General features: G+C 40.8%; 18 protein-coding genes and 3 pseudogenes. 14 read left to right on the forward strand and 7 right to left on the reverse strand.

Annotated elements, in window-relative coordinates; genetic code table 11:
* The first annotated feature begins 334 nt into the window (after positions 1–334).
* Positions 335–808, forward strand: coding sequence for a hypothetical protein (locus ACE3JL_RS17790; protein WP_375328042.1), 474 nt, complete (start codon positions 335–337; stop codon positions 806–808).
* Between the two features lie 67 nt (positions 809–875).
* On the opposite strand, the gene ACE3JL_RS17795 is transcribed toward ACE3JL_RS17790, so the two are convergent.
* Positions 876–1,724 (reverse strand): hypothetical protein, encoded by an 849-nt coding sequence (locus tag ACE3JL_RS17795; protein ID WP_271990911.1) that lies wholly within the window; start codon positions 1,722–1,724, stop codon positions 876–878.
* A 274-nt stretch (positions 1,725–1,998) separates the two neighbouring features.
* Between ACE3JL_RS17795 and ACE3JL_RS17800 the strand changes: the two genes are divergently transcribed.
* Positions 1,999–2,826, forward strand: a complete 828-nt coding sequence (locus ACE3JL_RS17800; RefSeq protein ID WP_271990913.1) for a lipopolysaccharide assembly protein LapB — start codon at positions 1,999–2,001, stop codon at positions 2,824–2,826.
* A gap of 191 nt (positions 2,827–3,017) precedes the next feature.
* On the forward strand, positions 3,018–5,666 hold the full coding sequence (gene mutS, locus ACE3JL_RS17805) for a DNA mismatch repair protein MutS (RefSeq protein ID WP_375328043.1): 2,649 nt from the start codon (positions 3,018–3,020) through the stop codon (positions 5,664–5,666).
* Between the two features lie 295 nt (positions 5,667–5,961).
* Here mutS and ACE3JL_RS17810 read toward each other — a convergent pair whose 3' ends face one another.
* Both ACE3JL_RS17810 and trmFO read right to left on the reverse strand, forming a co-directional pair.
* Positions 5,962–6,459: a 2TM domain-containing protein gene (locus ACE3JL_RS17810; protein ID WP_375328044.1), complete on the reverse strand. Its 498-nt coding sequence runs from the start codon at positions 6,457–6,459 to the stop codon at positions 5,962–5,964.
* 60 nt (positions 6,460–6,519) lie between these two features.
* Entirely contained in the window at positions 6,520–7,857 is a 1,338-nt protein-coding gene (trmFO, locus tag ACE3JL_RS17815) for an FADH(2)-oxidizing methylenetetrahydrofolate--tRNA-(uracil(54)-C(5))-methyltransferase TrmFO (RefSeq protein ID WP_375328045.1), read from the reverse strand.
* A 241-nt stretch (positions 7,858–8,098) separates the two neighbouring features.
* Between trmFO and ACE3JL_RS17820 the strand changes: the two genes are divergently transcribed.
* Positions 8,099–8,377, forward strand: coding sequence for a thylakoid-associated protein (locus ACE3JL_RS17820; protein ID WP_151695539.1), 279 nt, complete (start codon positions 8,099–8,101; stop codon positions 8,375–8,377).
* Between the two features lie 118 nt (positions 8,378–8,495).
* Here the strand turns inward: ACE3JL_RS17820 and ACE3JL_RS17825 are convergent, their stop codons facing one another.
* Positions 8,496–9,575, reverse strand: a complete 1,080-nt coding sequence (locus ACE3JL_RS17825; RefSeq protein ID WP_271990920.1) for a PIN/TRAM domain-containing protein — start codon at positions 9,573–9,575, stop codon at positions 8,496–8,498.
* Between the two features lie 339 nt (positions 9,576–9,914).
* The gene (locus ACE3JL_RS17830) at positions 9,915–10,325 is read right to left on the reverse strand and encodes a Mov34/MPN/PAD-1 family protein (protein WP_375328046.1); all 411 of its coding nucleotides are present in this window, start codon (positions 10,323–10,325) and stop codon (positions 9,915–9,917) included.
* A gap of 199 nt (positions 10,326–10,524) precedes the next feature.
* Here ACE3JL_RS17830 and ACE3JL_RS17835 point away from each other — a divergent pair, with 199 nt between their 5' ends.
* Together ACE3JL_RS17835 and ACE3JL_RS17840 are read left to right on the forward strand one after the other, a co-directional pair.
* The gene (locus tag ACE3JL_RS17835) at positions 10,525–11,499 is read left to right on the forward strand and encodes a hypothetical protein (protein ID WP_375328047.1); all 975 of its coding nucleotides are present in this window, start codon (positions 10,525–10,527) and stop codon (positions 11,497–11,499) included.
* Positions 11,500–11,768: 269 nt separating this feature from the next.
* Positions 11,769–11,981, forward strand: a pseudogene (locus ACE3JL_RS17840) (tail length tape measure protein); the annotation flags it as partial.
* A gap of 122 nt (positions 11,982–12,103) precedes the next feature.
* Here ACE3JL_RS17840 and ACE3JL_RS17845 read toward each other — a convergent pair.
* The gene (locus ACE3JL_RS17845) at positions 12,104–13,468 is read right to left on the reverse strand and encodes an esterase-like activity of phytase family protein (RefSeq protein WP_375328048.1); all 1,365 of its coding nucleotides are present in this window, start codon (positions 13,466–13,468) and stop codon (positions 12,104–12,106) included.
* A gap of 185 nt (positions 13,469–13,653) precedes the next feature.
* Here ACE3JL_RS17845 and ACE3JL_RS17850 point away from each other — a divergent pair.
* From ACE3JL_RS17850 to ACE3JL_RS17875, 6 genes and pseudogenes are all read left to right on the forward strand, one after another.
* A pseudogene (locus tag ACE3JL_RS17850) lies at positions 13,654–13,772 on the forward strand (IS200/IS605 family transposase); the annotation flags it as partial.
* A gap of 298 nt (positions 13,773–14,070) precedes the next feature.
* Complete coding sequence (locus ACE3JL_RS17855; RefSeq protein WP_002770256.1) at positions 14,071–14,271, forward strand: hypothetical protein; 201 nt, start codon at positions 14,071–14,073, stop codon at positions 14,269–14,271.
* Positions 14,258–14,521, forward strand: coding sequence for a hypothetical protein (locus tag ACE3JL_RS17860; protein ID WP_375329658.1), 264 nt, complete (start codon positions 14,258–14,260; stop codon positions 14,519–14,521). The genes ACE3JL_RS17855 and ACE3JL_RS17860 overlap by 14 nt, the downstream gene beginning before the upstream one ends.
* Positions 14,445–14,662: pseudogene (locus tag ACE3JL_RS17865) on the forward strand (hypothetical protein). The gene ACE3JL_RS17860 and the pseudogene ACE3JL_RS17865 overlap by 77 nt, the downstream one beginning before the upstream one ends.
* A complete protein-coding gene (locus ACE3JL_RS17870) occupies positions 14,650–14,880 on the forward strand; it encodes a hypothetical protein (RefSeq protein ID WP_375328049.1) in 231 nt (76 codons plus the stop codon). The pseudogene ACE3JL_RS17865 and the gene ACE3JL_RS17870 overlap by 13 nt, the downstream one beginning before the upstream one ends.
* A gap of 784 nt (positions 14,881–15,664) precedes the next feature.
* Complete coding sequence (locus ACE3JL_RS17875) at positions 15,665–16,618, forward strand: NYN domain-containing protein (protein WP_271990929.1); 954 nt, start codon at positions 15,665–15,667, stop codon at positions 16,616–16,618.
* 72 nt (positions 16,619–16,690) lie between these two features.
* Here the strand turns inward: ACE3JL_RS17875 and ACE3JL_RS17880 are convergent, their stop codons facing one another.
* On the reverse strand, positions 16,691–18,391 hold the full coding sequence (locus ACE3JL_RS17880) for a hypothetical protein (protein ID WP_375328050.1): 1,701 nt from the start codon (positions 18,389–18,391) through the stop codon (positions 16,691–16,693).
* A gap of 430 nt (positions 18,392–18,821) precedes the next feature.
* Between ACE3JL_RS17880 and ACE3JL_RS17885 the strand changes: the two genes are divergently transcribed.
* Positions 18,822–19,019: a hypothetical protein gene (locus ACE3JL_RS17885; protein WP_375328051.1), complete on the forward strand. Its 198-nt coding sequence runs from the start codon at positions 18,822–18,824 to the stop codon at positions 19,017–19,019.
* 304 nt (positions 19,020–19,323) lie between these two features.
* A complete protein-coding gene (locus tag ACE3JL_RS17890; protein ID WP_375328052.1) occupies positions 19,324–21,816 on the forward strand; it encodes an AAA family ATPase in 2,493 nt (830 codons plus the stop codon).
* Positions 21,817–21,940 lie beyond the last annotated feature (124 nt).

Consider the following 21,940-nt stretch of genomic DNA (forward strand, 5'->3'; position numbering starts at 1 on the left):
GCTTCTCTTGCGGGTTTTTCAGGTGAAAAAGACGACTTTTAGGCTTCGGCCGTGAGCTAAGTAGTTCGACAAGCTCACTAACACAAACGCTAAGGCTTCGACGGTGAACCTGGCGTTAAAATAATTTATTTGAAACTGCGAAGGTTACATGACATCAGCAAAACTTGGAAGCTATCTCATCCAATTAGTTGACCTATAGAACTCCCTTGAACCCTCTTGCACAATTTTCTTTTTTTGTCAAGTTTTATGTTAAGAAAGATGTGACTAAATGGATAGCTTAATAAGGGGGAATGTGACAATTTTCAACACCTACCTACTTAATTCCTTAAAATTCATGAAAAGATCAAAGCTAGATATAGCCAAACGTCTAAATCGATCCCGAAAAAGGAAACATGATAAATTTCTGACTTCTTCCTTATATTTAACAGTTATACTGGGTTTATGTTATTTGGTTTATCTCAATCTTCCTTGGTCTTTCCATCTTTTCATGCGTTGGGTAACTAAAGGAGGTGATTTAGACAAAATTCCTGCTAAGTTTTATTCAGAACTTAATCAATTGTGTTTGACGGCAGATAGTAGGGGGGAAGTAAGAACGAGAAACTATACAGAACATACAGAAATCGCCGAATCCTTGGGTACATTCCAATGTACTTTAGTTAATGGTGGTCAAGAATGGTTAATAGAAGATTATAAATCTTTTAGTTCCGCCGATGAAGCGATTTTAGGCACTCAGTTAGCGGTTTTGATCGCCGAGATTTTGGGAACTGATTATAGTTATAGAATTCGCGCTTACATTCCCAGATACTAAGGAGCAGATGACTCCTGAAAAAAACGTCAACCTAAGGATGGGTGCAGAACCCATCCTTAGAAAAAAATTAGTTTTCCGATACGGGTTTCGGTCGGGAAGGCCTAGGAACGGGAGATTGTCCGGGGGTAAAAGGTCGTTTTTCTCCCTCCTCCGAAGGACGACGATTTTTATCAAAAGGCTTTTTAAAACCTCCCTTACCCATCGGTTTTTTCTTGCTGGCAAAACCTAGGTCTAAACCTTCCAAAATAGTTAAGGCATCCCCTTTTAGTTGTACCTGAAAATCCCAAAAACGACTGACCGGTTTACTAGGTAAAGTGCCGCGCAATTTTAGTTTAAAAAACTTGGGTTTGTCTGCTTCAGTTTTGGGCATTTGTCGGATTTTGATCACTACCGCTTGATTTTCCCGTTCGGTAAAGATGACTTCACCTCGAATCGAGAAATAACCCGGGGTAGAAGCGCGGAGAGTTTCTATCTCCTGATCATCCTCTTTTTTCAGGGTTTCTGGTTCCCAAACACCGACAATCTGAACATGAAGGGCATCATTTTCCTGACGGGTGCGCGGATAAACTACCCAGAGATGGGGTTTTTCCAGATCGAGATGATTTTTAACCAAACTGATTACCCGGCCGAGAATCACAGAATCGATCAAAGTACCATCGGCAGTTAAAATATTGCCTTTAGTTAATTGTTCCTCCGATCGCTGATAATGGCCATAGACGAGACCGATCGCCCGATACTGCCGCAGATGACTGGGAGGGGGGATCGGTTGTTGACGTTTGACTTCTGCGGGGGTGGCTGACTCTACGGCTAAATCAGCTTCGGTATGGGGGGATTCAAGGGGGACTTCCTGAATTTCCACTTCAGGAGTCGGGGGGGTTTTCGGTGATTCGGTAAACCGATTCCCAGGACGATTCATATCACACTCCTAGCGGCGGAGACACATAGTAAATTGGTAATCAATCAAGTCAAAAGAGCGATCTGGGAGGTTACAATAACCTTCTAGAGCGACTCTACTGGCATCTAATATATTAAGAACCATGATCTTTTGACTGTCAACCTGGTCAAAACCCTTTTGAGTCTTGACCGTTTGCCCATTGTACTCAATAAAGAGCGGGGAATTCGATCGATCTCCTCATCAAATCTCCAGATTTCCATAACATTTTCCTGTTTGTTCCCTCGCACCCCAGTCTATGAAAACCTCTCTCTCTAACCGTCGTTGGCTGTCCATCGGTCTCGTCCTGATGTTATTGGCCTTGTTGTCCTTCTCGATCATGCCGCTATTGACTTCTATTCTCCAGAGTCAGCAATCTTCGGGCCAGAGTCATCTGTCCGCAGTGGAACAAGAGAAATTGGCCAGTCAAGCAATGGGTTATCAGATGGTTTTAGAGCGTGAACCCGATAATCAGACGGCTTTGCGGGGATTATTAGATATTCGCTTACAGCAGGGTGATTTAAAGCAAGCGATCGAACCTTTAGAAAAATTAGCGCAACTTAACCCCCAACAATCCGATTATTTACTACTTTTAGCAGAAGCAAAACAGCAAATAGAGGACTATGCAGGAGCCACAGGCAGTTATCGCACCCTTTTGGCCTCTTATCCCCAAGATCTACGGGCTTTAACTGGATTAACTAATTTATTTCTCAGCCAAAACCGTCCGATCGAGGCGATTAGTCTAGTCAAAGACACAATTGATCGCACTTTAAAAGCCGCTGCTGATCCCAATAATTCTGCTAGTTTAATCGATATTGTTTCCCTTCAGTTACTTTTAGGCAAAATCTATTTCGAGCAGCAAAATTATCCAGAAGCTTTAACAGCCTATAAACAAGCTCAACAAATGGATGTTAACGATTTCCGACCGATTTTAGCCACAGCGATCGTACTAAAAGAACAGGGCAAAAATCAAGAGGCTCAACCCCTCTTTCAAGATGCTCTCAGTCGCGCTCCTTTTGCCTACAGACAGGAGATTCAGACCCTAGCCGATGACAATAACAAAATTCAAGCCACAGCCCCTAATTAGGGTTTGCTGAATAATGGTAAAAACCTTGTAAAATAAGGCTTTTGACCTGTTAAAATCCGATGTTAGTGCCAAAAAATCGGATGGAGACCCTCAAAAACCTTGCATTATCCCTTGAGGCTATTGGGATTCTTTGATCGTAGGTTCTCAAGAGCGGTAAATTGAATAAAGAATTGTCCAGCTTTCCTTCACCCATGACTCTCCCCTCGGATTTTCCCCTAGAACCACCGGCTACCAATAAAGATCCCCATCGTGATTATCGCGGACTCGATCGCGGTAAACTCACCCCCATGTACCAGCATTATGTGGAGGTAAAAGAAACCTATCCCAATGCTCTTTTACTCTATCGTGTGGGGGATTTTTTCGAGTGTTTCTTTCAGGATGCGGTGATTATCTCCAGAGAATTAGAATTAGTTCTTACCAGCAAGGAAGGGGGTAAAGGGATTGGGAGAGTCGCCATGACCGGGGTTCCCCACCACGCCCTAGAGCGCTATAGTCGTTTATTGGTGGAAAAAGGCTATGCTGTGGCGATTTGTGACCAAGTAGAGGATTCAACGGAAGCAGCCGCCGAAAAACGGCTAGTAGAACGCGCTATCACCAAACTGCTCACCCCCGGAACCCTCACCGATGAGGGAATGTTAAACGCAAAAAAGAATAATTTTCTGGCTGCAGTGGTGATTACCGGAGAAAATTGGGGATTAGCATATTCAGATATCTCCACCGGAGAATTCTACACCACCCAAGCCAGCGATTTAACGGCTTTAAGCCTAGAATTAACCCGTTTACAGCCCTCAGAAATCCTTTTTCCCATCAATGCCCCCGATTTAAACCGTATTTTGCGCCCCGGGGAAAAATCCGACCATCTCCCCCCCTGTTTACCCGATAGTTTTTGTTATTCTCTCCGTCCCCAAACTATCTTTACTCTCACAGAAGCGAAAAATCGTCTCCTAATCACCTATAAAATGCGTTCCCTAGAGGGGATGGGCTGCGAACATTTACCCCTTGCTATTCGCGCCGCCGGAGGCCTATTAGAATACATTGAAGAGACCCAAAAAGCCAATCAAGTCCCCCTACAACCTTTAAAAACCTACTCTGTCTCGGAATTTTTGATTTTAGATGGGCAAACCCGTCGTAACCTTGAAATTACCCAAACGGTGCGCGATGGTAGCTTCTATGGTTCTCTATTATGGGCGATTGATCGCACTTGCACGGCCATGGGTAGTCGCGCTTTACGTCGTTGGTTACTGCAACCTCTCTTAGATTCTCGCGGTATTCGCGCCCGTCAAGATACTATCCAAGAGTTAAAGGATAATCCCTCCCTGCGCCAAGATATTCGGCAAAAATTAAGGGAAATCTACGATATAGAACGTTTAAGCGGTCGTGTTGGCGCAGGAACGGCTAATGCCCGCGATTTACTTTCCCTAGCGGCATCCTTAGTCAAATTGGCCGATTTAGCGGCTTTGGTTGCTGCGGGAAATTCGCCCTATTTGAAAGCTTTACAGCAAATTCCCGCCGATTTAGAAAAATTAGGCCAGCAGGTGATAGCGCATCTGGTGGAATCTCCCCCGCTGCACCTCAAGGAAGGGGGGGTGATTCGGGAGGGAATTGATGCCCAATTGGATGCCCTGCGGCGCGACTATCAGGAAGTAATCGATTGGTTTAAGAATCTGGAGACGACAGAGAAAGAAAGAACGGGGATTAGCAATCTTAAGGTTAATTATAACAAAACTTTCGGTTATTATATCAGTTTACCCCGCAGTAAAGCTGATTTCGCCCCAAAAGATTATGTGCGTAAGCAAACCTTAGTCAATGAGGAACGTTATATCACCACCGAGTTAAAGGAGAAAGAAAATATAATTCTGACGGCAGTAGATGAATTAAATAAATTAGAATACGAGATTTTTAGCGATTTACGCCGTCAAGTAGCCGAATTTTCCCCAGAAATCCGGGAAGTGGCCACAAAAGTCGCCGCTTTGGATGTGTTGGCCGGATTGGCAGAAATCGCCGTTTATCAGGGATATTGTCGCCCAGAAATCGCCGATGGTCGTCTTATCGATATTAAAGATGGTCGTCATCCCGTGGTGGAACAATCCCTTGGGGCCGGCTTTTTTGTGCCAAATTCGATTAATTTGGGCAATCAGGAGGGTTTAGAATACCCTGACTTGATTATTCTCACCGGTCCCAATGCTAGTGGCAAAAGTTGTTATCTGCGACAGGTGGGATTAATTCAATTGTTGGCCCAAACCGGCAGTTTTGTCCCGGCAAAGTCGGCCAAAATCTCCATCTGCGATCGCATTTTCACCCGGGTGGGGGCTGTGGATGACCTCGCTACTGGCCAATCCACCTTTATGGTGGAAATGAACGAAACCGCCAATATTCTCAATCACGCCACAGACAGATCATTAGTATTATTAGACGAAATTGGCCGGGGGACAGCCACCTTTGACGGTTTATCCATAGCTTGGTCTGTGGCGGAGTATTTAGCCACGGTACTGCAATCGCGGACGATTTTCGCCACTCACTACCACGAACTGAACGAATTAGCCTCAATTTTAGAGAATGTAGCCAATTATCAGGTAACAGTCAAGGAATTACCCCATGAGATAGTATTTTTGCACCAAGTACGACCGGGAGGCGCGGATAAATCCTACGGTATCGAAGCGGGGAGATTAGCCGGTTTACCAGCTTCTGTGATCGATCGTGCCATGCAGGTGATGGGTCAAATCGAAAAACATAGTAAAATTGCGATCGGTTTGCGTCAGGGAATTAAGAAAATTAAACCAGTTAAGTCGGATAATTCCCCCTCTCTGCAGCAGTTAGATATTTTTGATGACAGTAAGTAGGGTTTGCTGAATAAATGTGAAATGTAGGCAAAGTAAGGGTTTTGGGGCTTTTCTCCCGAAACAGGTGCAAGATTTTGAGAGAATCGTCGTTCAAAACCTTGCGTCTTCATCGGCCCGCGTCCTGTAGGGGCGAAGCATTCGGGCAATAACCTATAGGTGAAACCGTAGATTTTCTATCCGAATGCTTCGCCCGTACTTTTTCAGCAGACCCTAAGTAGTCGTGGAAAGCTCAACTTTGTGTCCTTTGTGTCTCTGTGGTTCACAAAAACAAAAAAGGCTTAATTTGGCAACAGTATTAAAACTGTAAAAACTTTTTAATTTGTGTCCAAAGATTGCTAAAAGACTCTTTCATTTCCTCCTTAATTTTCCAGCGTTTAAATGCTTCTTCGTAGGCAATTCCTTGATTTTGGAAAGTTTTCCAAGCCGAGAGAGAAAGAGGTAAACCCATCAGCAAAAAGATATAAATTGCCCAAGAAATTGTTCCCGCACTAATTAAATTAATGATAATAAAAAAACTATTAATAATCAGATAGCGAACGGTTTTATTTTTTAGCTCCTCGCGACGAAAGCGATCGAATTCTTGCCGTTTATAACTGAGCATTTTTGACTCTTGCCAGTCCTTTTCTGCCGCTTCTAAGTCTTTAACTTCAATAGCTAAATCGTCGGCAATTTCTAACAACTGTTGACGGGTAATTTCTCCCTTATCCCCTTGACGGGAGATAGCCAAATAGAGAATTTCCTGCACATCCTCTTGACTATAGGATTGGGGAGGGAAAAAATCGGGGTTTGGCATAGCGATAGAGAAAGAAATAGGTTCCTTCTCTATTATGGGCGATCGATTAGCGATTGACAGTTAGACGAGACAGGGAGTTTTTAACTGATTCATCCATGCTTCTAAATCCTGCAAAGAGCGCTCGGCATATTGACCGTAACGTTCCCGTTTATTGCGGATTTTTCTGGTAAAATTCGGCAAAATGCCAAAATTTGGCGGCATCGGTTGAAAATGTTTCGGTTCGGCACTGCTGATAAACTCAAATAATGACCCCATCATCGTTGTGGTTGGCAATGTCACCGTTTCTAATCCTAAAGCTAAACGAGCGGCATTAGTTCCCGCTAACCATCCCCCAGCAGCCGCAGCCGTATAGCCTTCCGTCCCGATTAACTGTCCTGCCGCTAATAGCGTCGGTCGCGATTTAAACTGGAGACTGGAGGATAATAACTGGGGAGAATTGATAAAGGTGTTTTTGTGCATCACCCCCATGCGGACAAATTCGGCCTTTTCTAATCCCGGAATCAGACGGAAAACCCGTGTTTGTTCACCCCATTTTAAATTAGTTTGAAATCCCACCATATTCCACAATTGCCCCGCTTTATCTTCCATTCGCAACTGTATCACTGCGTAGGGACGTTGATCCGGATATCTGGGATCCGCTAATCCCACCGGTTTCAGGGGACCAAAACGCATGGTATCCTCTCCCCGACAGGCTAATTCTTCGATTGGCAGACAAGCCTCGAAAAATTTGGCATTTTCTCGCTCAAAATCCTTTAATTCTGCTTGTTCTGCCTGTTTTAACTCTTGCCAGAAGTGCAGGTATTGTTCCCGATCCATAGGACAATTGAGATAGGCGGCCTCACCTTTATCGTAACGAGAGGCCAGAAAAGCGATCGATTGATCAATAGATTCCCCTAGAATAATCGGACTAGCGGCATCAAAAAAACTCAGATAGTCCAGGCCGGCAAAATTTTGCAGATCTGCGGCTAAAGCAGCACTGGTTAACGGTCCAGTGGTTAAAACGACGATACCATCCCGGGGAATTTCCGTGATCTCCTGACGTTTTAAGGTGATTAGAGGGTGGTTGGCCAAGATTTCCGTCAAATTTCGACTAAAGACCCCTCGATCGACCGCTAAAGCCCCTCCTGCGGGGACACTATGCTGATCGGCCTGGGCAATAACTAGAGAATTTAAGCGTCGTAATTCTTCATGGAGTAACCCAGTGGCGCGATCCACCGCCATGGCACCAAAGGAGTTACTACAGACTAATTCGGCTAAAAATTGGCTATGGTGGGCAGGACTAGAGCGAATTGGGCGCATTTCGTGCAGGATCACGGGAATACCTGCTTGGGCTATCTGCCACGCCGCCTCAGTCCCCGCTAATCCTCCACCAATTACATGAATAGGGCGATCGATCATAGTTGGGAGAAAATGGCTAGAGTAGGACTATTTTAGCGTTAGTTCCCAGTCACCAAAAAATAGGACGGGCTGACGACGATCGCATAAAGATTGGGGCTGATCGCAAACTCAGGTTATAATTAAAGAGGGGATAGAATATTATATTTTATCTCGGTGCGATTTTTGCTTTCGAGAAGGTGGTAACACCGCCCCACTTTCTCACCATCTCCTTCCAGATGGGTTAGTTAGCGGTTTGACTTCTATGAACACCAATTATCTTGAAGAATACCAAAAATACCTAGCCGAATGGCAGAAACTACTTCTGTCCGCTTGGGGTAATGGTGTTCCCACGACTACACCAGTGTTTGAGTTTCCAGAAACTTTGGTTAAATCCCTCGAATATCAACAAGAATGGGTGAAATCCTACCTAACCGCCCAAGAAACCGCCACCAAAGTTGCCCTCGATAGTCAGAAACAATTCTGGGATGGTTATTTTAGTTTTGCTCGTCAGTCCATGGCTGTAATCAATAAACCGGCCTAATTTAGATATAAATTGGCTAGATAGTTCAGTTAGTGACTTAACTTACCTTAAAAAATGAAATTCCTCAAATACAATCCCCTCTGGCGTTGTATTTGAGGCTTTTTTGGTTTTATTCCCTTTAAGCAATCAGGGAATTTTGGGGTTTAGCAAAAATCATCCTTCCGGCCGAGGTTTGCAGTGCAGATGTCACCACTACCCGCAATTCTCCCCCTAGATAATCTTTTCCTTCTTCTACCACTACCATCGTGCCATCTTCTAGATAACCGATGCCTTGGGTGGGTTCTTTTCCTGCTTTGAGAATTTTTAGATCCAAAGTATCCCCAGGCAAGTAGATCGGGCGTACTGCTTGAGCGAGATCGTTGACATTCAAGATGGTGACTTTTTGCAGATTGGCCACTTTGCTGAGATTGTAATCGTTAGTGAGCAAGGTGGCGTTAATTTCTTGGGCAAGATGGACTAATTTAGCATCTACGGTGCTAATATCCTCATAATCGGCCGGATGAATGACAATGCGATCGGGAAATTCTTCTTGCATCCGGTTTAAAATATCTAATCCTCGTCTTCCTCTAACTCGTTTTTGGTCGTTACTACCATCCGCTAACTGCTGCAATTCCTGAAGGATAAATTGGGGGATGAGTATCTGTCCCTCGATAAATCCCGTGTCTAACAATTGTTCGATACGACCATCGATAATACAACTGGTGTCAACAACTTTGGTGGCGGCCGCTTGCAGGGTTCCCTCTGCCACTAAAATTGATTCCATACTATTGGGGTTAATCAGACGCAGAAAAGTGCGACCGTGGGTATCTGCTAAACTAACCCCCAGATAGGAAAACATAATACTGCCTAAAATGGCGATTATAGGCTTGATAAACGAGAACTCTCCCGGAATCGGTAGGAAGAAAATCGGAGCTAGGATCAGATTAGCAATCAACAAACCGATAACTAGACCGACCGAACGGGTTAAAATAACTTCGATCGGAGTTTGTCGTACTTGGGTTTCTAGACGACGATAGGTAGTTTGGGCAACTAAACCAAGAGCTAAACCAATAATTGAGGCAAAACCCGCCGATAACCAGCGTAAAGCTTCAATATTGCTGATTTGCGACTGGACAGTAACCGGCAGCAAGTCCACACCACTATAACCAATACTGGCAATAGCGAAGACGAATAATAAAATTATGACAGCATCAAGCATGGGGATAATACCAGAGAGGATAGGGGGGGAATGATGGTAGAAAAATGATGGGTATGGATGCTTTTATCGAAAATTTGGGTTTAAAACCTCGTCGTAGAAAGACGGCTTTTCTTGATCCCTAATATAGCGCTTGAGAACTTCTAATGGCACACCTCCCACGGAAGAAACAAAATAACTAAGCTGCCCCGCGCATTTAAATTGCTTGTTGAGACGAGGCAAGACCCCCCAACCCCCTGCCCCCCCGATGTCGGGCTTCCGGGAAACCACTGATCAGGGGGAATGGGGGGAAGTTGCTAACGGGGAGAATTGCCTTAAGGCTGTTTGGTATTTCCCACAAGACTACAATATTTTCACCAGTTGAAATTGTTCGCCTTCGTCCAGTTGCCAAGCTTGTAAATCGATCGCTCGTCCTGAAACTACGGAGACAATTAAATAAGTATATCCTGACCAGGCTAATTGACGATCAATTTCCGAGGGAATGGCGGCATGATCGGGATGGGAATGATAGATACCAATAATATCTAGCTGGTTTTCCCGGGCTGATTTTTGAGCTTGTAAAAGCACTTCTGGAGCAATACTAAAGCGGTTTTTCTTGTTGCCGGACCAGTTATTTTCTGTGGGCTGCGTGGTAATCACTTGGGATGCTGTTTCGGTAATTTTTCCTAAGAGTAACCCACAACATTCTTCGGGATAGGTGGATTCTGCGTGGGTGAAGAGCTGCTGGTAAATTTGGTCTGTAATCAGGAGCATGATGGAAAATTTTCCCAACCTATGTGTCTCAATGCCTCAAAATCAGCTATTTGCCCAGACTCCGAGGGACGAAGTTTTCCTTTTGGGGAGTCGTTCGTCAGTAGTGGATGCCAAATTAGATTATACTTTATATTTGTGGGCAACACGGTAGAGTTAATTTTAACAAAACTTTTTCAAATAAACCTGGAGGCGACTGAAGATGAGAAAAGTCATAGAATTAATTTTAAGAAAACTGTTTCAAAGAAAGCCAGAGGTGCCTGAATTGGTAGAGATTGTCCACAATCGGGAAATGTCAGCGGTGGGAATATTTGCCAAGAAAGCAGAATCGATCGATAGTGATAAGTTTAGCGGTCAAGAATTTCTCATGTTTGTCAAGATGAAATACTGTCTAGCTAGAGGAATTGAGGAATACGCAGGACTAGATCAAAGTATTAAACTACTGCAAGGAGCGATCGAAGCCAAAAATAGTTATTTAACCCTTGACCAAACAGAATTTCGTTATCGTAGTTCTAAACAACAGGATTTTTATCAATATGTAGAATCTCTGCTTGCTTCTGACTACGAAGATAAGGCAGCTTTTCAAGCTAGAGTAGCAGAAAAGTTACTGTCAACGCTGCCCCAGGTGAAAACAGAGGAAGGAAAAATTGCCCTAAAAGCCTATCAATCTGAATTAGAACGTCTGGCAGATTACGAATTAGGATTAAAACTTTTATCCCTATTTAAAACCTACCAACTAGCGGACTATTCTGTCCTGAGAACTATTTCTGATATCCTGGAGACTTTTCGGGAAAAACAAACACTAGATTATTCCAGTCTGGTTGTTTTGGTAATTAGTAAGTACGAAGTTTTTGAGAAGCTGAAAAATATTATCGGTGTGGCTGATAATAAGAACAAACCAGAAACCTATGCTCGAATGATGCAATACATTGCCCTTACCTACAGACATGGCAAATCCTACGCTCAATTTGCTGAATTATTACAGGTAATGCGTAAATGGTATCTTCCCTATCGCGCCATTCTTGATATTCGGCAACGCTATCCCCGCAGCTCTTTTAAACTACCGAAGCAATTCTCGGAAGATATTCCGGGTGTGGCAATTTATGACAAATATCGTAAGTCCCTAACCGATGCTAAAACAGGATTCACCTATGTGGATTTTGGGGATGATGACTAAAGTCCACTTATGCTCCATAATTAAGCCATTTTGGAATAGCAGGGGGATAAGCGAGCTAGAAGCTTTGCTCACAAAGGCTTTGAGCTTCTCTCGCTAGAAATAAATCTAGCGATTCTAGGCAAAAAGCTAAGGAAAGAATTAGGGATAGGAGCAAGCTTACTAGGAATTTTATTAATAAGTGAGAGATGGTGCGGCGAACTTTTTCAAGCTAAAACCATGGAAAGCTTATGATGTATGGATTTCAGTCCTCTTGTCCCCCTGTCAGATGCTTTTCCTATCAGCGTAAGCTGGAATTAATCGCTCAAGAAACGGCCTTGGATGGTGTGTATGTGTTAAGAACTTCTCTGCAGTCAACCTTGATGGATGCAGCGACCACGGTTAAAGCTTATAAAAGTTTATCTCAAGTGGAGGAGGCATTTCGCTGTTATAAGTCAATTGATTTAAAGGTACGTCCTATCTATCATTATAAGGGTAATAGAGTGGCCCTCTTGGATTTGGTGGGTAAAATGTATTCTAAGATACATTTCTTTTGGCGAGGGGGTGGAACGAACCACAAAGACACAAAGAACACAAAGATTGGTCGATCCTATGTAAGTTAAACTTATCACACAGAACCTAGAAGAGCCATTGTCCAATTGACGAAACGCTCGGCAACCCTAAAGATAGCCTGATCTCTATGCTGTTGCCAGATTTTGTTTAGCTTTCCCGTTTTTTTGACTAGAATGACACCGCAACCGATCACCAGCAATCCTGCGAGGGTTGAGGGTTCGGGTACGGTTTCCACGCCAAAGGCGAGAAATTGAGTAAATTGGAACTGGGTAAAGTTATTGTCGCTGACGAGAATTATTGATCGCTTGCCGTTCGGTAAATCGGGGCCGAAGGTAATCCCCTCCACGTTATCGATGGGGATATTTAACGAGGTCAGATCGAATAATAGGGTTTTCTGGGCGGCCACGATACCCGAAACCCCATTAATACTGGGAAAGTCACTAATATCGGTGGCCCCCTCCAGGGAAACCTCGTAGATTTTCACAGTATAGCCCGTATTCCCTGGTGTTCCCGTCGTTATGGAGAAAGAACGTTCTAGGGAGAGAAAGCGTTTGCCACTATTATCAAGTGCCAGTAAATCGACGAGTCCGTTGACATCGACTGGGCTTGGAATAATCGGGGGAAGGGCGATTGGATCGGTATTGTAGAGGAATTGAGCGATCGGCTGTCCATTAGCGAGATTGTACTGCAATATCCGCGAGGGAGAACCGTTCGTTGGTGTCGCGACCGGCCCATCCTGCACAAGCGCGTTCTCGGAGGCCGTGAACAGGAATCGCTGATCTGGGGTGGTGGTCAGACTTTCTAGAGCCAGATTATTGCGAACCCCGCTTGTGGTGGGAATCGAGTTCGGTGCGGGGATAAACTGGTTCGGAATCGGTAAAGTATCGTTCTGTTGACCGTTGGCCAGCGCGAATCGATTGACAAAGGGATTGAGAATCTGATTGCTAGAAACCTCCCCTTCGGAGGAAATATACAGATTAGAACCCACGAGCGCGATCCCCTCTGGATCGAGACTCAGCGCCGGGAAAGTTTGCCCGTTAGTCTGTAAAAGTGGGGTAACACCGGTAAAGGTAACGCCGCTATTCGTCCCATTAACATTAAATAGCGTCGGATCGATCGTTGCGGTGTAGAAACGCGCCGGGCCGTTCTGAGAGCGATCGTCCGAGATGATGTAAAAGTTATTACCCGCCGGATCGTAGGTAATGCCCGATAATCCCCCGACCGGAACGGAGACACCGTTCACGGTTCCCGCTGGGCCTGGGGGAACAAACCCCGTGGGAACAATCGATTGACCGAGAAATTGTAAATTTAAAGGCGAAGCTTGAACCGACGAGGTAGCGAGGAAACCGACCGTTATGGTTCCGGCGATCCCGATGAAAAAACGAGAGGGGGATTTCATGATTTCTATCCAAAAAAACATTAGAACTCTTGCAAATTAATTATATGTTAGAATCCTGTGTTAACTAATTTTCCCAAAAAAATTAGTTATTGAGTACATTTGCGCTAAATGAAAGCCTGAAGTTTAACTTTTAACCCAAAAATATTTAGATATGCTTTAATCTCTTCGGGTCTAATTCCCCGCCGCTCGCAGCGTATAATAGAAAAATGAGTGAATACATCCATAAGAGCCATAATGTAAGTGTTTTGCTATATATCGTAAAGCCGTTTTCGACAAACAGGTAGATAGCTTGTTGAAAGAAGTCTGTCTGGAGATGGAAAAACGATAGGAGATCAAGTTTGTAGAAATTGGGCTGTTCTCGACTTTGTCTGATAATTTTTGCTTATGAAATCGTGAAATGTTTACTGGGAAAGACTTTTAGGACTATTTTGTTAAATAAACTATCAGTATACTGAGAGGGGGACAAGCGCGGGGTTTATGTCTCTTTGTTATAATTCAAAGGCTAGGCTATAATAACTCTTCATAAACACCGATAATTTTAGTCAAAGATCTAAAAAAGGAAGAGTATTATTGTGAGAGCGTGTAATTAGTATAATTAAAGTAAAAATCATTCCAATGTAGCCATGATTAAAAACATTAATGTAACTGGACTTAAACCTGAACAAATTCAGCAGATACAGGTACTTATTGCCGCATTTAAAGCTCAAAATCAACTCAATCAAAGTGAACCTGAAATTGATATGATTGAATACCTGTTGGAAAATCCTATAGAGGTTGATAATTTAGAATTTATGAAACGAGAAGAAATTTATGACAGAACTTAAAAATCATAGTTGTTTTGTTGATTCTAATATTTGGCTTTATGCTTTTTCCACTGATAAAAAAGAAGAAAGTAAAAGAATATTGGCGAAACAATTAATTAAAGAAAAGTCCATCATTATCAGTACCCAAATAATTAATGAGGTTTCTTGTAATTTACGGTTCTTCGGTTTGTCTTATGCAATGGACGGGGGTTATAAGGGATGGAACCCTTATATACAAAGGCATTTGGCGATTTTTGTCAATTGCTTTTGATCTAAAGCGAACTAATCAATTAAATTCCTTGCCAGATAAGGATTTAGTCGATTTATGCCTCCTATCGAACCATACCAAGTAACGAAGAGCCTAATTTACTTAAAAAGCATAAGCTTGATGAAAAACAATTGTTTAAATTAATTGTTTCCTTTTATAGAAAATATCAAGTTATCTCATTTAATCTTGATATTTTTGAATCTGCATCTAATCTGAGAACTCAATACCATCTATCATTTTGGGATAGTTTAGTGATTGCTTGTGCTTTATTTTCTGATGCAAATATTTTGTATTCAGAAGATATGCAAGATGGTTTAATTGTTGATAAAAAATTAACTATTATTAATCCCTTTAAGCAATAAAATTATTTTACTGGTTAATGATGCTGTCTTCAGCATTTCTAAAACCAGTCCTAACGGTACAGTTGTCGGGACAATTAACGCCACTGATGCCGATAATAACCCCTTAACCCTACAATATCACCGCAGGTAATCCTAACCTCGATGGCGACGGTATCTCCGCCTTTACCATCAATAATAGCGGCCAAATTGCCATGGCTGACTCCGATGATAAGGCTGTAGTCATCTCCCTAACCTAACTAATCATAAAATAACTTAATTTGCTGGCTAACTTGACAAAAGTTTATCAAAATATAACCTTAGCAACATAAATCGGCTTATCCCTAGGTAAATCCTTGCAGGAGTGGCATTATACCAGATATTGTCTCTCTGCTCGATTTATTTAATAAGCTCTGCTGATGAATGAAAAAAAAAATGGTTCTTCGTTACTTGGTATGGTTCGATAGAGGGTATAAATCGACTAAATCCTTATCTGGCAAGAGACTTAATTGATTAGTTCGCTCTAGATAAAAATACTTGATAAATAACCCCCGTCGATGGCATAAGACAAACCGAAGAACCGAAATAATGCTTCTCAATTAACCCTTGATCAGGTAGTAGCGATCGCTCTAAATGCTCTTTCATCCTTAGATGGGCGTTCGCATGATATTGCTTGAACCCAGTTAAAACCCCTATTACGATAAGAATTGTTCGCACCTAGACAACCTAATAGAGAAACGTTAGAGCCGCCTAATGGGGCTGGGTGGAACTCATTTGTTCGTACACACTATACTCAAAAGAAGAAAAGATGATAAAAACCTTCATTCAAGTAGCTTCTTCTCTGTTCGTTAGTGCGATCGTTTCTTCGGGTCAACTGGATCTGATGATAGTAGGAACAGCACTCGCGACCGCCACTTCTACCTCTGCGATCATTGTTACTAAAGAAAAAAAGAAAATCAAGACTCTGATTGAAGGAAGTCTGACTAACTCCCAAACTATGATTAAGGGGATCGAAAAAGAGGTTAAAGCTGTCACACACACAACAGAAAAAGTGGCTAGAGAAGTCAGGATACTGAAAACCAGTAGCCGTTTACTGGTAGGCGCAACCCAAAAAGTTCAACATCAACAAAAGCTAACAACTGCAACTCTAAATCAGCAACAACAACAGTTAAATCAACTTACTCCCCAAGAGAAGCCAACCCCAGGGATAGAAACTGAGAAGCGAGTCATTCCCCTACCCCAAAAAAGACAGACGGTGACTCACATCTACATCGATGGTAACAATTTCAGCAAAACGACCGAAACACTAGGCTTAGAAATTGACTGGAAAGCCTTAAAAATTGCTCTGGTGGAACCAGCAAAACAGACAGATACTTTTACTTTAAAGTATTATACTGGACTCCATGAGCATCTTTCTCCGAATCAAAAACAATGGCTTCATCACTTAAAACAACTTAACTATGAGGTAATCACCTTCCCTTTATCACAACGGGAAAATGGATGGAAAACTATTGGCGATGATTTAGCGATGGGGTTGGATTTAATAGAGGCGGCTAAACCAGGCGACCGCGTTATCTTAGTAACTGGTGATGGAGATTTCATTCCCTTAATTGAGAGACTACAAGCACGCAACGTTGATGTCAATGTGGTTGGGGCTTCTGTAAACACTAATTCTCGCTTACAAGCATTACTACAACAGGACTTTATCCCCCTAGAATCTATCAGTGATCAGATTGTTAAACTTAAGAGACTAACCGCTTAAAAGTCACATCTTCCACCGCCTCTAAAGCTGGTCTTGAAATTAATTGTCCCCGCCTTTGCGGGGATTCAATGGTTAAATCAATTGTTGACAAATTTCATCTCGTAATTGGCTATAGAGATAATAGGGAGTGTTTTTATCCCAACCGACATAAGGAGATGATTTTTGTCCAAGTAACTGATAAGTATGGACAGCAATATTGAGAACTTCCCCTAAAATATTGTTAGGATGACACGCTTTATGGGGATCAGCTTTATATTTATCTTTGTCGTCAGTCCAATTTCGTTTGTCTTCTTGCAATTGATCAATCATAGTTTGTACTGATACTCCTCTGCCACTATGAATGAGCGCATTTCGATTATCAAACCAATAATCTAATTTTACCAAAGAGGCTAGAATCTGTTGCCATAATTCAAGGCGATCTCGCGTAGCGAGCGCTTTGCGTTCAGGATGATCAATTTCTATTAAGGTTTGAACAAAATTTCTCTTACTATAACGATTTCCTAATTTGTAGAAATCCCTCCTTTCAAAATCCTGTTCTAATTCCTGAAACTTATTATAAAATTCTTGAGATGCTTTGTTTCTGGCAAATGCCCAATCTTGATTTTGATTATTATTTCTCAAGTATTTTTGTCCGCGTAAGCCCATAATTAATTCATTTAAAGTGACTTCATAAAAAGAACTTAATCGGATTAGAAAGTTAGCGATTTCATCTAGTTCCCAATAAATCCGACATTGAGTATAAAGATTTAACCAAAAGTTATGCTCCATTTTATCATTATCTCTCACGGCATTTTTATCAAGGTTAAAACAGCTAACCGCTAAGTTAATTTTTTTGATAACTTCTGTTAACTTTTCTTGCTCTTTTTGGGTGTCACTGGCTATTGCAGAAACTTGTTTTGCTAAATAAATCAAAGTTTCTTGCCAATCTTTAACAATCACTCTTGCTCCATCAAAATCCCATCTTTTTTGTAATAGTAACTTAACGGTTTGATATTTTTGATTCCGTTGATAAAGCCAATAAGAAGTTAGTTGACATTCAGAGTTTTTGCCCTCTAAAAGTTGATTAAGGTCTAAAATGGGGTCAATGAACAGAATATTTTTAAAATCACTGGCAATTGCTTGAATTTTGAGTGCAGTTTTTTGGTGCAATGTTCCCCCTTTAACATTGACTAAAATAGTTGATTCTTGGGATGAATTTTCTTCTAAATAAATCTCATTCAACTGATTATAGTAGTATTCAAGAACTAAATCTTCAAGGTTAGGATTTTGCGGATCTAAATTAAGTTGTAGCTCTTTTTGAATTAATTCAAAATCAGGATATTCCTGTTGTACCCACTGTTGAATAATCTGGAACAAATAAATGGTATCTTGAGGGTGTAAAGTCGGTTGATTGGTGACGAAAATATAGGCTTTAGATGCTCCCATTGCTACTGCTTTTTGGATTACACTTCCAATTCGAGTCGGTCGAATAAGAGAATGCCATTTATGGGATTCTTTTTGATAGCTTGATTGTAGAGCTTTGGTTAATTCACGAACTGCTTGTTTTTGGGTAGGAAATCCTAAATCTTGGTAAACTTGACTATTAGGAACATAGTTAAAACCTTGATACATATTGTCCCAAATAGTTCGACGCTCATTATCTAAATCTTTGAGTTTTTTATTTAGATTAGGTTCATTCGAGAGAAAATCAATAGGAAAATAATAATTTTGGCTATCTACTGTTACTTTAATAGATAAGTCAGAAGTCCCAAGGTTCGCAAGAAGAATAGTCATATTTGTTAACTGTAAATTAATGGCTATTGACGACGTTACCCTAAATTAAAGCTTATGAGAGTATATTTGGTGCGAACACCGATATCTTCTCTGGGTTGAGTTAAGAAACTCCATATTGAAAAATTTCACCAAGAAGTGGGAGTTCGCATGAAATGGTCATTATTTCTCGTTAGCGATTATCAAGCTTAATTCAGGACATTAGCTCACCGTCTATTATATCAGGGCAAGCGCATCTTAACAATCCTTGACAAAAGGGACTTTGTGGGGATTGCTTACCCACGATTCAGGCATATTTGAGGAGAATTTGCCATCTCAATTGTTAAGCAAAAATCAACCAAACGGGTCGATTTCGTAACTATTCTGATTGACTGGTATCATCTGAAATGCCCATGCGGACTACAAAATTAGCTAATTGTCAATAGCTTTTGAGATGCTCTCACCCTGTACATATAAGACAATTCCAGACATCTTAAACATTATTCTCAATCATCCTTTATTACAATTGAGGAGAGACTATAAAGAACAGTTTATTAACGCCGATCAATACTATATCTATTCTGCGGTTAAAACACAGGTGATCGCTATTTTACTGAACGATCTTAAATGGCTAGAAAATGTACGGCGATAGAACGTACTTATATGATAGGATTGACTCGGATAGATATACTTTAATTCTTTATTCTTCTGCTGTGGAGGTTTAGATGAGTCCAGAACGAGTCACAGATTCAACCAGAATATGGGAGCATCTCATTTATGCAAGTGAGTAATTATACTTGTCCCTAAAACTTGCTTCTGGTAAGGCTTTCAAAATAGCTTGACATAAAGCTTAATTTAGGAGTTACAGATGCTCCTTAGAATATCAACTTCCTAAATCAGAAAAGGGAGCGATTAGACAAACTAAACTTACCCATAGTAACGAATCAATCAATTCTTTGACTCAAATTGAACAATTATACCGTTATTTTACGGCCTTTCAAACTATGATGAAAAAGCTTGTAATTTGTCACTTTTTGATTGGACTTCCTGCAAGCGGTAAATCAACGTTTGCTCAAGTTTTGGCAGAAGAAATTAATGCTGTCGTGGTTTCAACCGATGAAATTCGGGCGCAACTTTATGGAGATGCTGCAAATCAAGGAATTTGGGCGGATATTGAGGTAGAAGTCTTAGATCAAATTAAAACCGCCGTTGAAGAAGATCAACCCGTCATTTATGATGCCACTAATGCTATGCGCCCGTGGCGACTTGATTTTCTGTATAAAACGGTTAATTTATTTAATATTCAATGGATAGGATGGCATTTACAGACTTCTGTGGAGAAATGTAAACAAAGAAATCAACAACGTGATCGCCAAGTTCCTGACGAAGTGATTGATAAGATGAACGCTAATTTACAAGAAAATCCCCCAGAGTCTAACGAAGGACTGTTAAAAATCTATCCTGTTCCTGTTAAAGACAATAACTTTGATCTTGACGAAATTTGTACAATTCTCACAGGATTCAAGCGTCTTTTAGCTAACATAGCTAACTTGAATAAGAATAAAGTTTTTCACCCATATTCTCGTTTATTAGACTTTGAAAGATTAATGCACTTAATGTCCGTCATTATTAACTACCCAGGGATTGGGAATTTAGCGGAAACTGAACCAGAAAACCTGAAAGAAATTTTAGAAGTCGAAGAATTACCTCAGTTTAGCACTTCAATTGAGGAAATTTGTGCAGTAATTACTAAAAAGTATCATGCTATTTATGCCCATCCTGAAGCAATAGAAAAAGACTTATATTGGTTAGAAAAGAATGGGATTTTAGCCAGAGGAGATATAGCGGCTGATTTAGTTGATATTGAAACCATTCAAGTTCCTGATGTAATGACTCATCGCTATTCTAACTTAGAACAATTTGAGCGATTAATCAAAACCATTCGTTTTATTGTTCATCGTCCTTTTCTTAATAGTCCTATTAAGGGAACCCAAAAATTCTTTATTGAAAATATGCTTAAATTAGGGTTATTTGACGAAAATAAATATAACTTATATATACTCAGAAAAGACATCGAATTTGTACTAAATCCTTATCAAATTCTCCCAGAGATTTCTATGAAAAAAGGCTACTTTGCAGGAACAGGTATTTTATCTCAATATGAGTTAAATAAGCTCTATCAATCTCTCCGATCCCATTCAGTAGAGAAATATTTTAAAGATCCTCTTGCTGCCGAAATTTATGATATATTTAAACAACGATTAGAGAATTCCAAACTTTTAGAAGGAGAAGCCCCTTATTCTACTCGCTTAATTGGCACAAAATCTATTGTTGATGTGGAGAAATATCAACAACAATTTGAACAGTTAGAAGAAGCGATAAAAAAAGGAGAGCTTTTGAAATTTAGTCATATTCAAGGAAGTGCTAAATGGCCAAAAGATCAACCACACTTTACCGCTTATCCTTTACAAATTGTTTTTCATAATATTGCATGGTATTTAGGGTATGAAATAGGTGAAGGAGACAAAAAAGGTTTATTTGCTTTCGCAAGAATTGATAGAATCCGATTTCAACAAGTAAATACTCAGAGAGATATAAATGAGCAAAAGAAAGCGTTAGATAAGCTCCATAAACTTTATGATGCAAGTGCAGGAATTTATTTAGGCGATGATGTGGCAAAACAGCGTCAGTATTTAGATTCCCAACAAGGAAAGAAATTAAATGTTACTGTCATTCTCTACGCCACAGAACTTGCGTTTAAATTTATTTGTGAAGGAAATCAAAGATTTCAGAAAATAGAAATGTCTTCACCTGATTGGTTAAAAGGAACGAGTTATGAACGCAAAGCGCTCGCTACGCGAGATCGTGGAATTTTTAAGTTAGACCAAAATATTCCTCCCTATCAATATACTATTAAAGTTACTGTACCCGAATGGTCTTTAATGGACATTGATCTCATTCGTTGGATTTCGGGTTGGGGAAAAGAAGTTAAGGTGATTGAACCTCAATCATTAGTTGACAGAATTTATAGTATTGGAGAGGGAATTACTAATATTTATCAAGATATTGAACTGATTTGTTGTGACTTAGAAAAAGTCAATGACTTAGTTAAAAATAAGGAGGGAAGCGACTATCGATTTATTTCAATTAAAACCCCTAATGGCAATGCTGAACCTCAATCTGTTCAATCTGAACTTAACATGAATCCTGGGCATATTCACCCCCTTATAATAAATGATATAACTCAATTTAATGAGGAAGATATTAAAAAAACAGTGGCTTTCATCAAAAAAAAGAAAAAAGCTTCAAAAATAGTGGATGGTTTGCGGTTTTTGATCTACTCCCATTCAGGAATTAACCTTGCTAGTGAAGTGGCGATCGCTATCTATAGAGAGTTAAAGCAAGATACTGAATTAACTAACTTAAGAATATCATTGAATTATCTTTAAATCACCGTCAATAGATAAAGATTTAACAGTGTTAAATCCCTACAAAGGTTAATAAATTCCTAATTGTAGGGACATAATATCATTATGTTTTAATATTACTGTGCTGAAACGATAAAAAAATTGA

Source organism: Microcystis sp. BLCC-F210 (assembly GCF_042134685.1).
GTDB lineage: Bacteria > Cyanobacteriota > Cyanobacteriia > Cyanobacteriales > Microcystaceae > Microcystis > Microcystis aeruginosa_D.

What these genes read in the sequence shown, in the direction of transcription:
- trmFO (WP_375328045.1), bottom strand. Translation starts at nt 7,857, where the DNA reads ATGATCGATCGCCCTATTCATGTAATTGGTGGAGGATTAGCGGGGACT.
- ACE3JL_RS17885 (WP_375328051.1), top strand. Translation starts at nt 18,822, where the DNA reads ATGCTCTCACCCTGTACATATAAGACAATTCCAGACATCTTAAACATT.
- ACE3JL_RS17860 (WP_375329658.1), top strand. Translation starts at nt 14,258, where the DNA reads ATGACAGAACTTAAAAATCATAGTTGTTTTGTTGATTCTAATATTTGG.
- ACE3JL_RS17800 (WP_271990913.1), top strand. Translation starts at nt 1,999, where the DNA reads ATGAAAACCTCTCTCTCTAACCGTCGTTGGCTGTCCATCGGTCTCGTC.
- ACE3JL_RS17830 (WP_375328046.1), bottom strand. Translation starts at nt 10,325, where the DNA reads ATGCTCCTGATTACAGACCAAATTTACCAGCAGCTCTTCACCCACGCA.
- ACE3JL_RS17810 (WP_375328044.1), bottom strand. Translation starts at nt 6,459, where the DNA reads ATGCCAAACCCCGATTTTTTCCCTCCCCAATCCTATAGTCAAGAGGAT.
- ACE3JL_RS17825 (WP_271990920.1), bottom strand. Translation starts at nt 9,575, where the DNA reads ATGCTTGATGCTGTCATAATTTTATTATTCGTCTTCGCTATTGCCAGT.
- ACE3JL_RS17845 (WP_375328048.1), bottom strand. Translation starts at nt 13,468, where the DNA reads ATGTTTTTTTGGATAGAAATCATGAAATCCCCCTCTCGTTTTTTCATC.
- ACE3JL_RS17795 (WP_271990911.1), bottom strand. Translation starts at nt 1,724, where the DNA reads ATGAATCGTCCTGGGAATCGGTTTACCGAATCACCGAAAACCCCCCCG.
- ACE3JL_RS17855 (WP_002770256.1), top strand. Translation starts at nt 14,071, where the DNA reads ATGATTAAAAACATTAATGTAACTGGACTTAAACCTGAACAAATTCAG.
- mutS (WP_375328043.1), top strand. Translation starts at nt 3,018, where the DNA reads ATGACTCTCCCCTCGGATTTTCCCCTAGAACCACCGGCTACCAATAAA.
- ACE3JL_RS17820 (WP_151695539.1), top strand. Translation starts at nt 8,099, where the DNA reads ATGAACACCAATTATCTTGAAGAATACCAAAAATACCTAGCCGAATGG.
- ACE3JL_RS17790 (WP_375328042.1), top strand. Translation starts at nt 335, where the DNA reads ATGAAAAGATCAAAGCTAGATATAGCCAAACGTCTAAATCGATCCCGA.
- ACE3JL_RS17880 (WP_375328050.1), bottom strand. Translation starts at nt 18,391, where the DNA reads ATGACTATTCTTCTTGCGAACCTTGGGACTTCTGACTTATCTATTAAA.
- ACE3JL_RS17835 (WP_375328047.1), top strand. Translation starts at nt 10,525, where the DNA reads ATGAGAAAAGTCATAGAATTAATTTTAAGAAAACTGTTTCAAAGAAAG.
- ACE3JL_RS17875 (WP_271990929.1), top strand. Translation starts at nt 15,665, where the DNA reads ATGATAAAAACCTTCATTCAAGTAGCTTCTTCTCTGTTCGTTAGTGCG.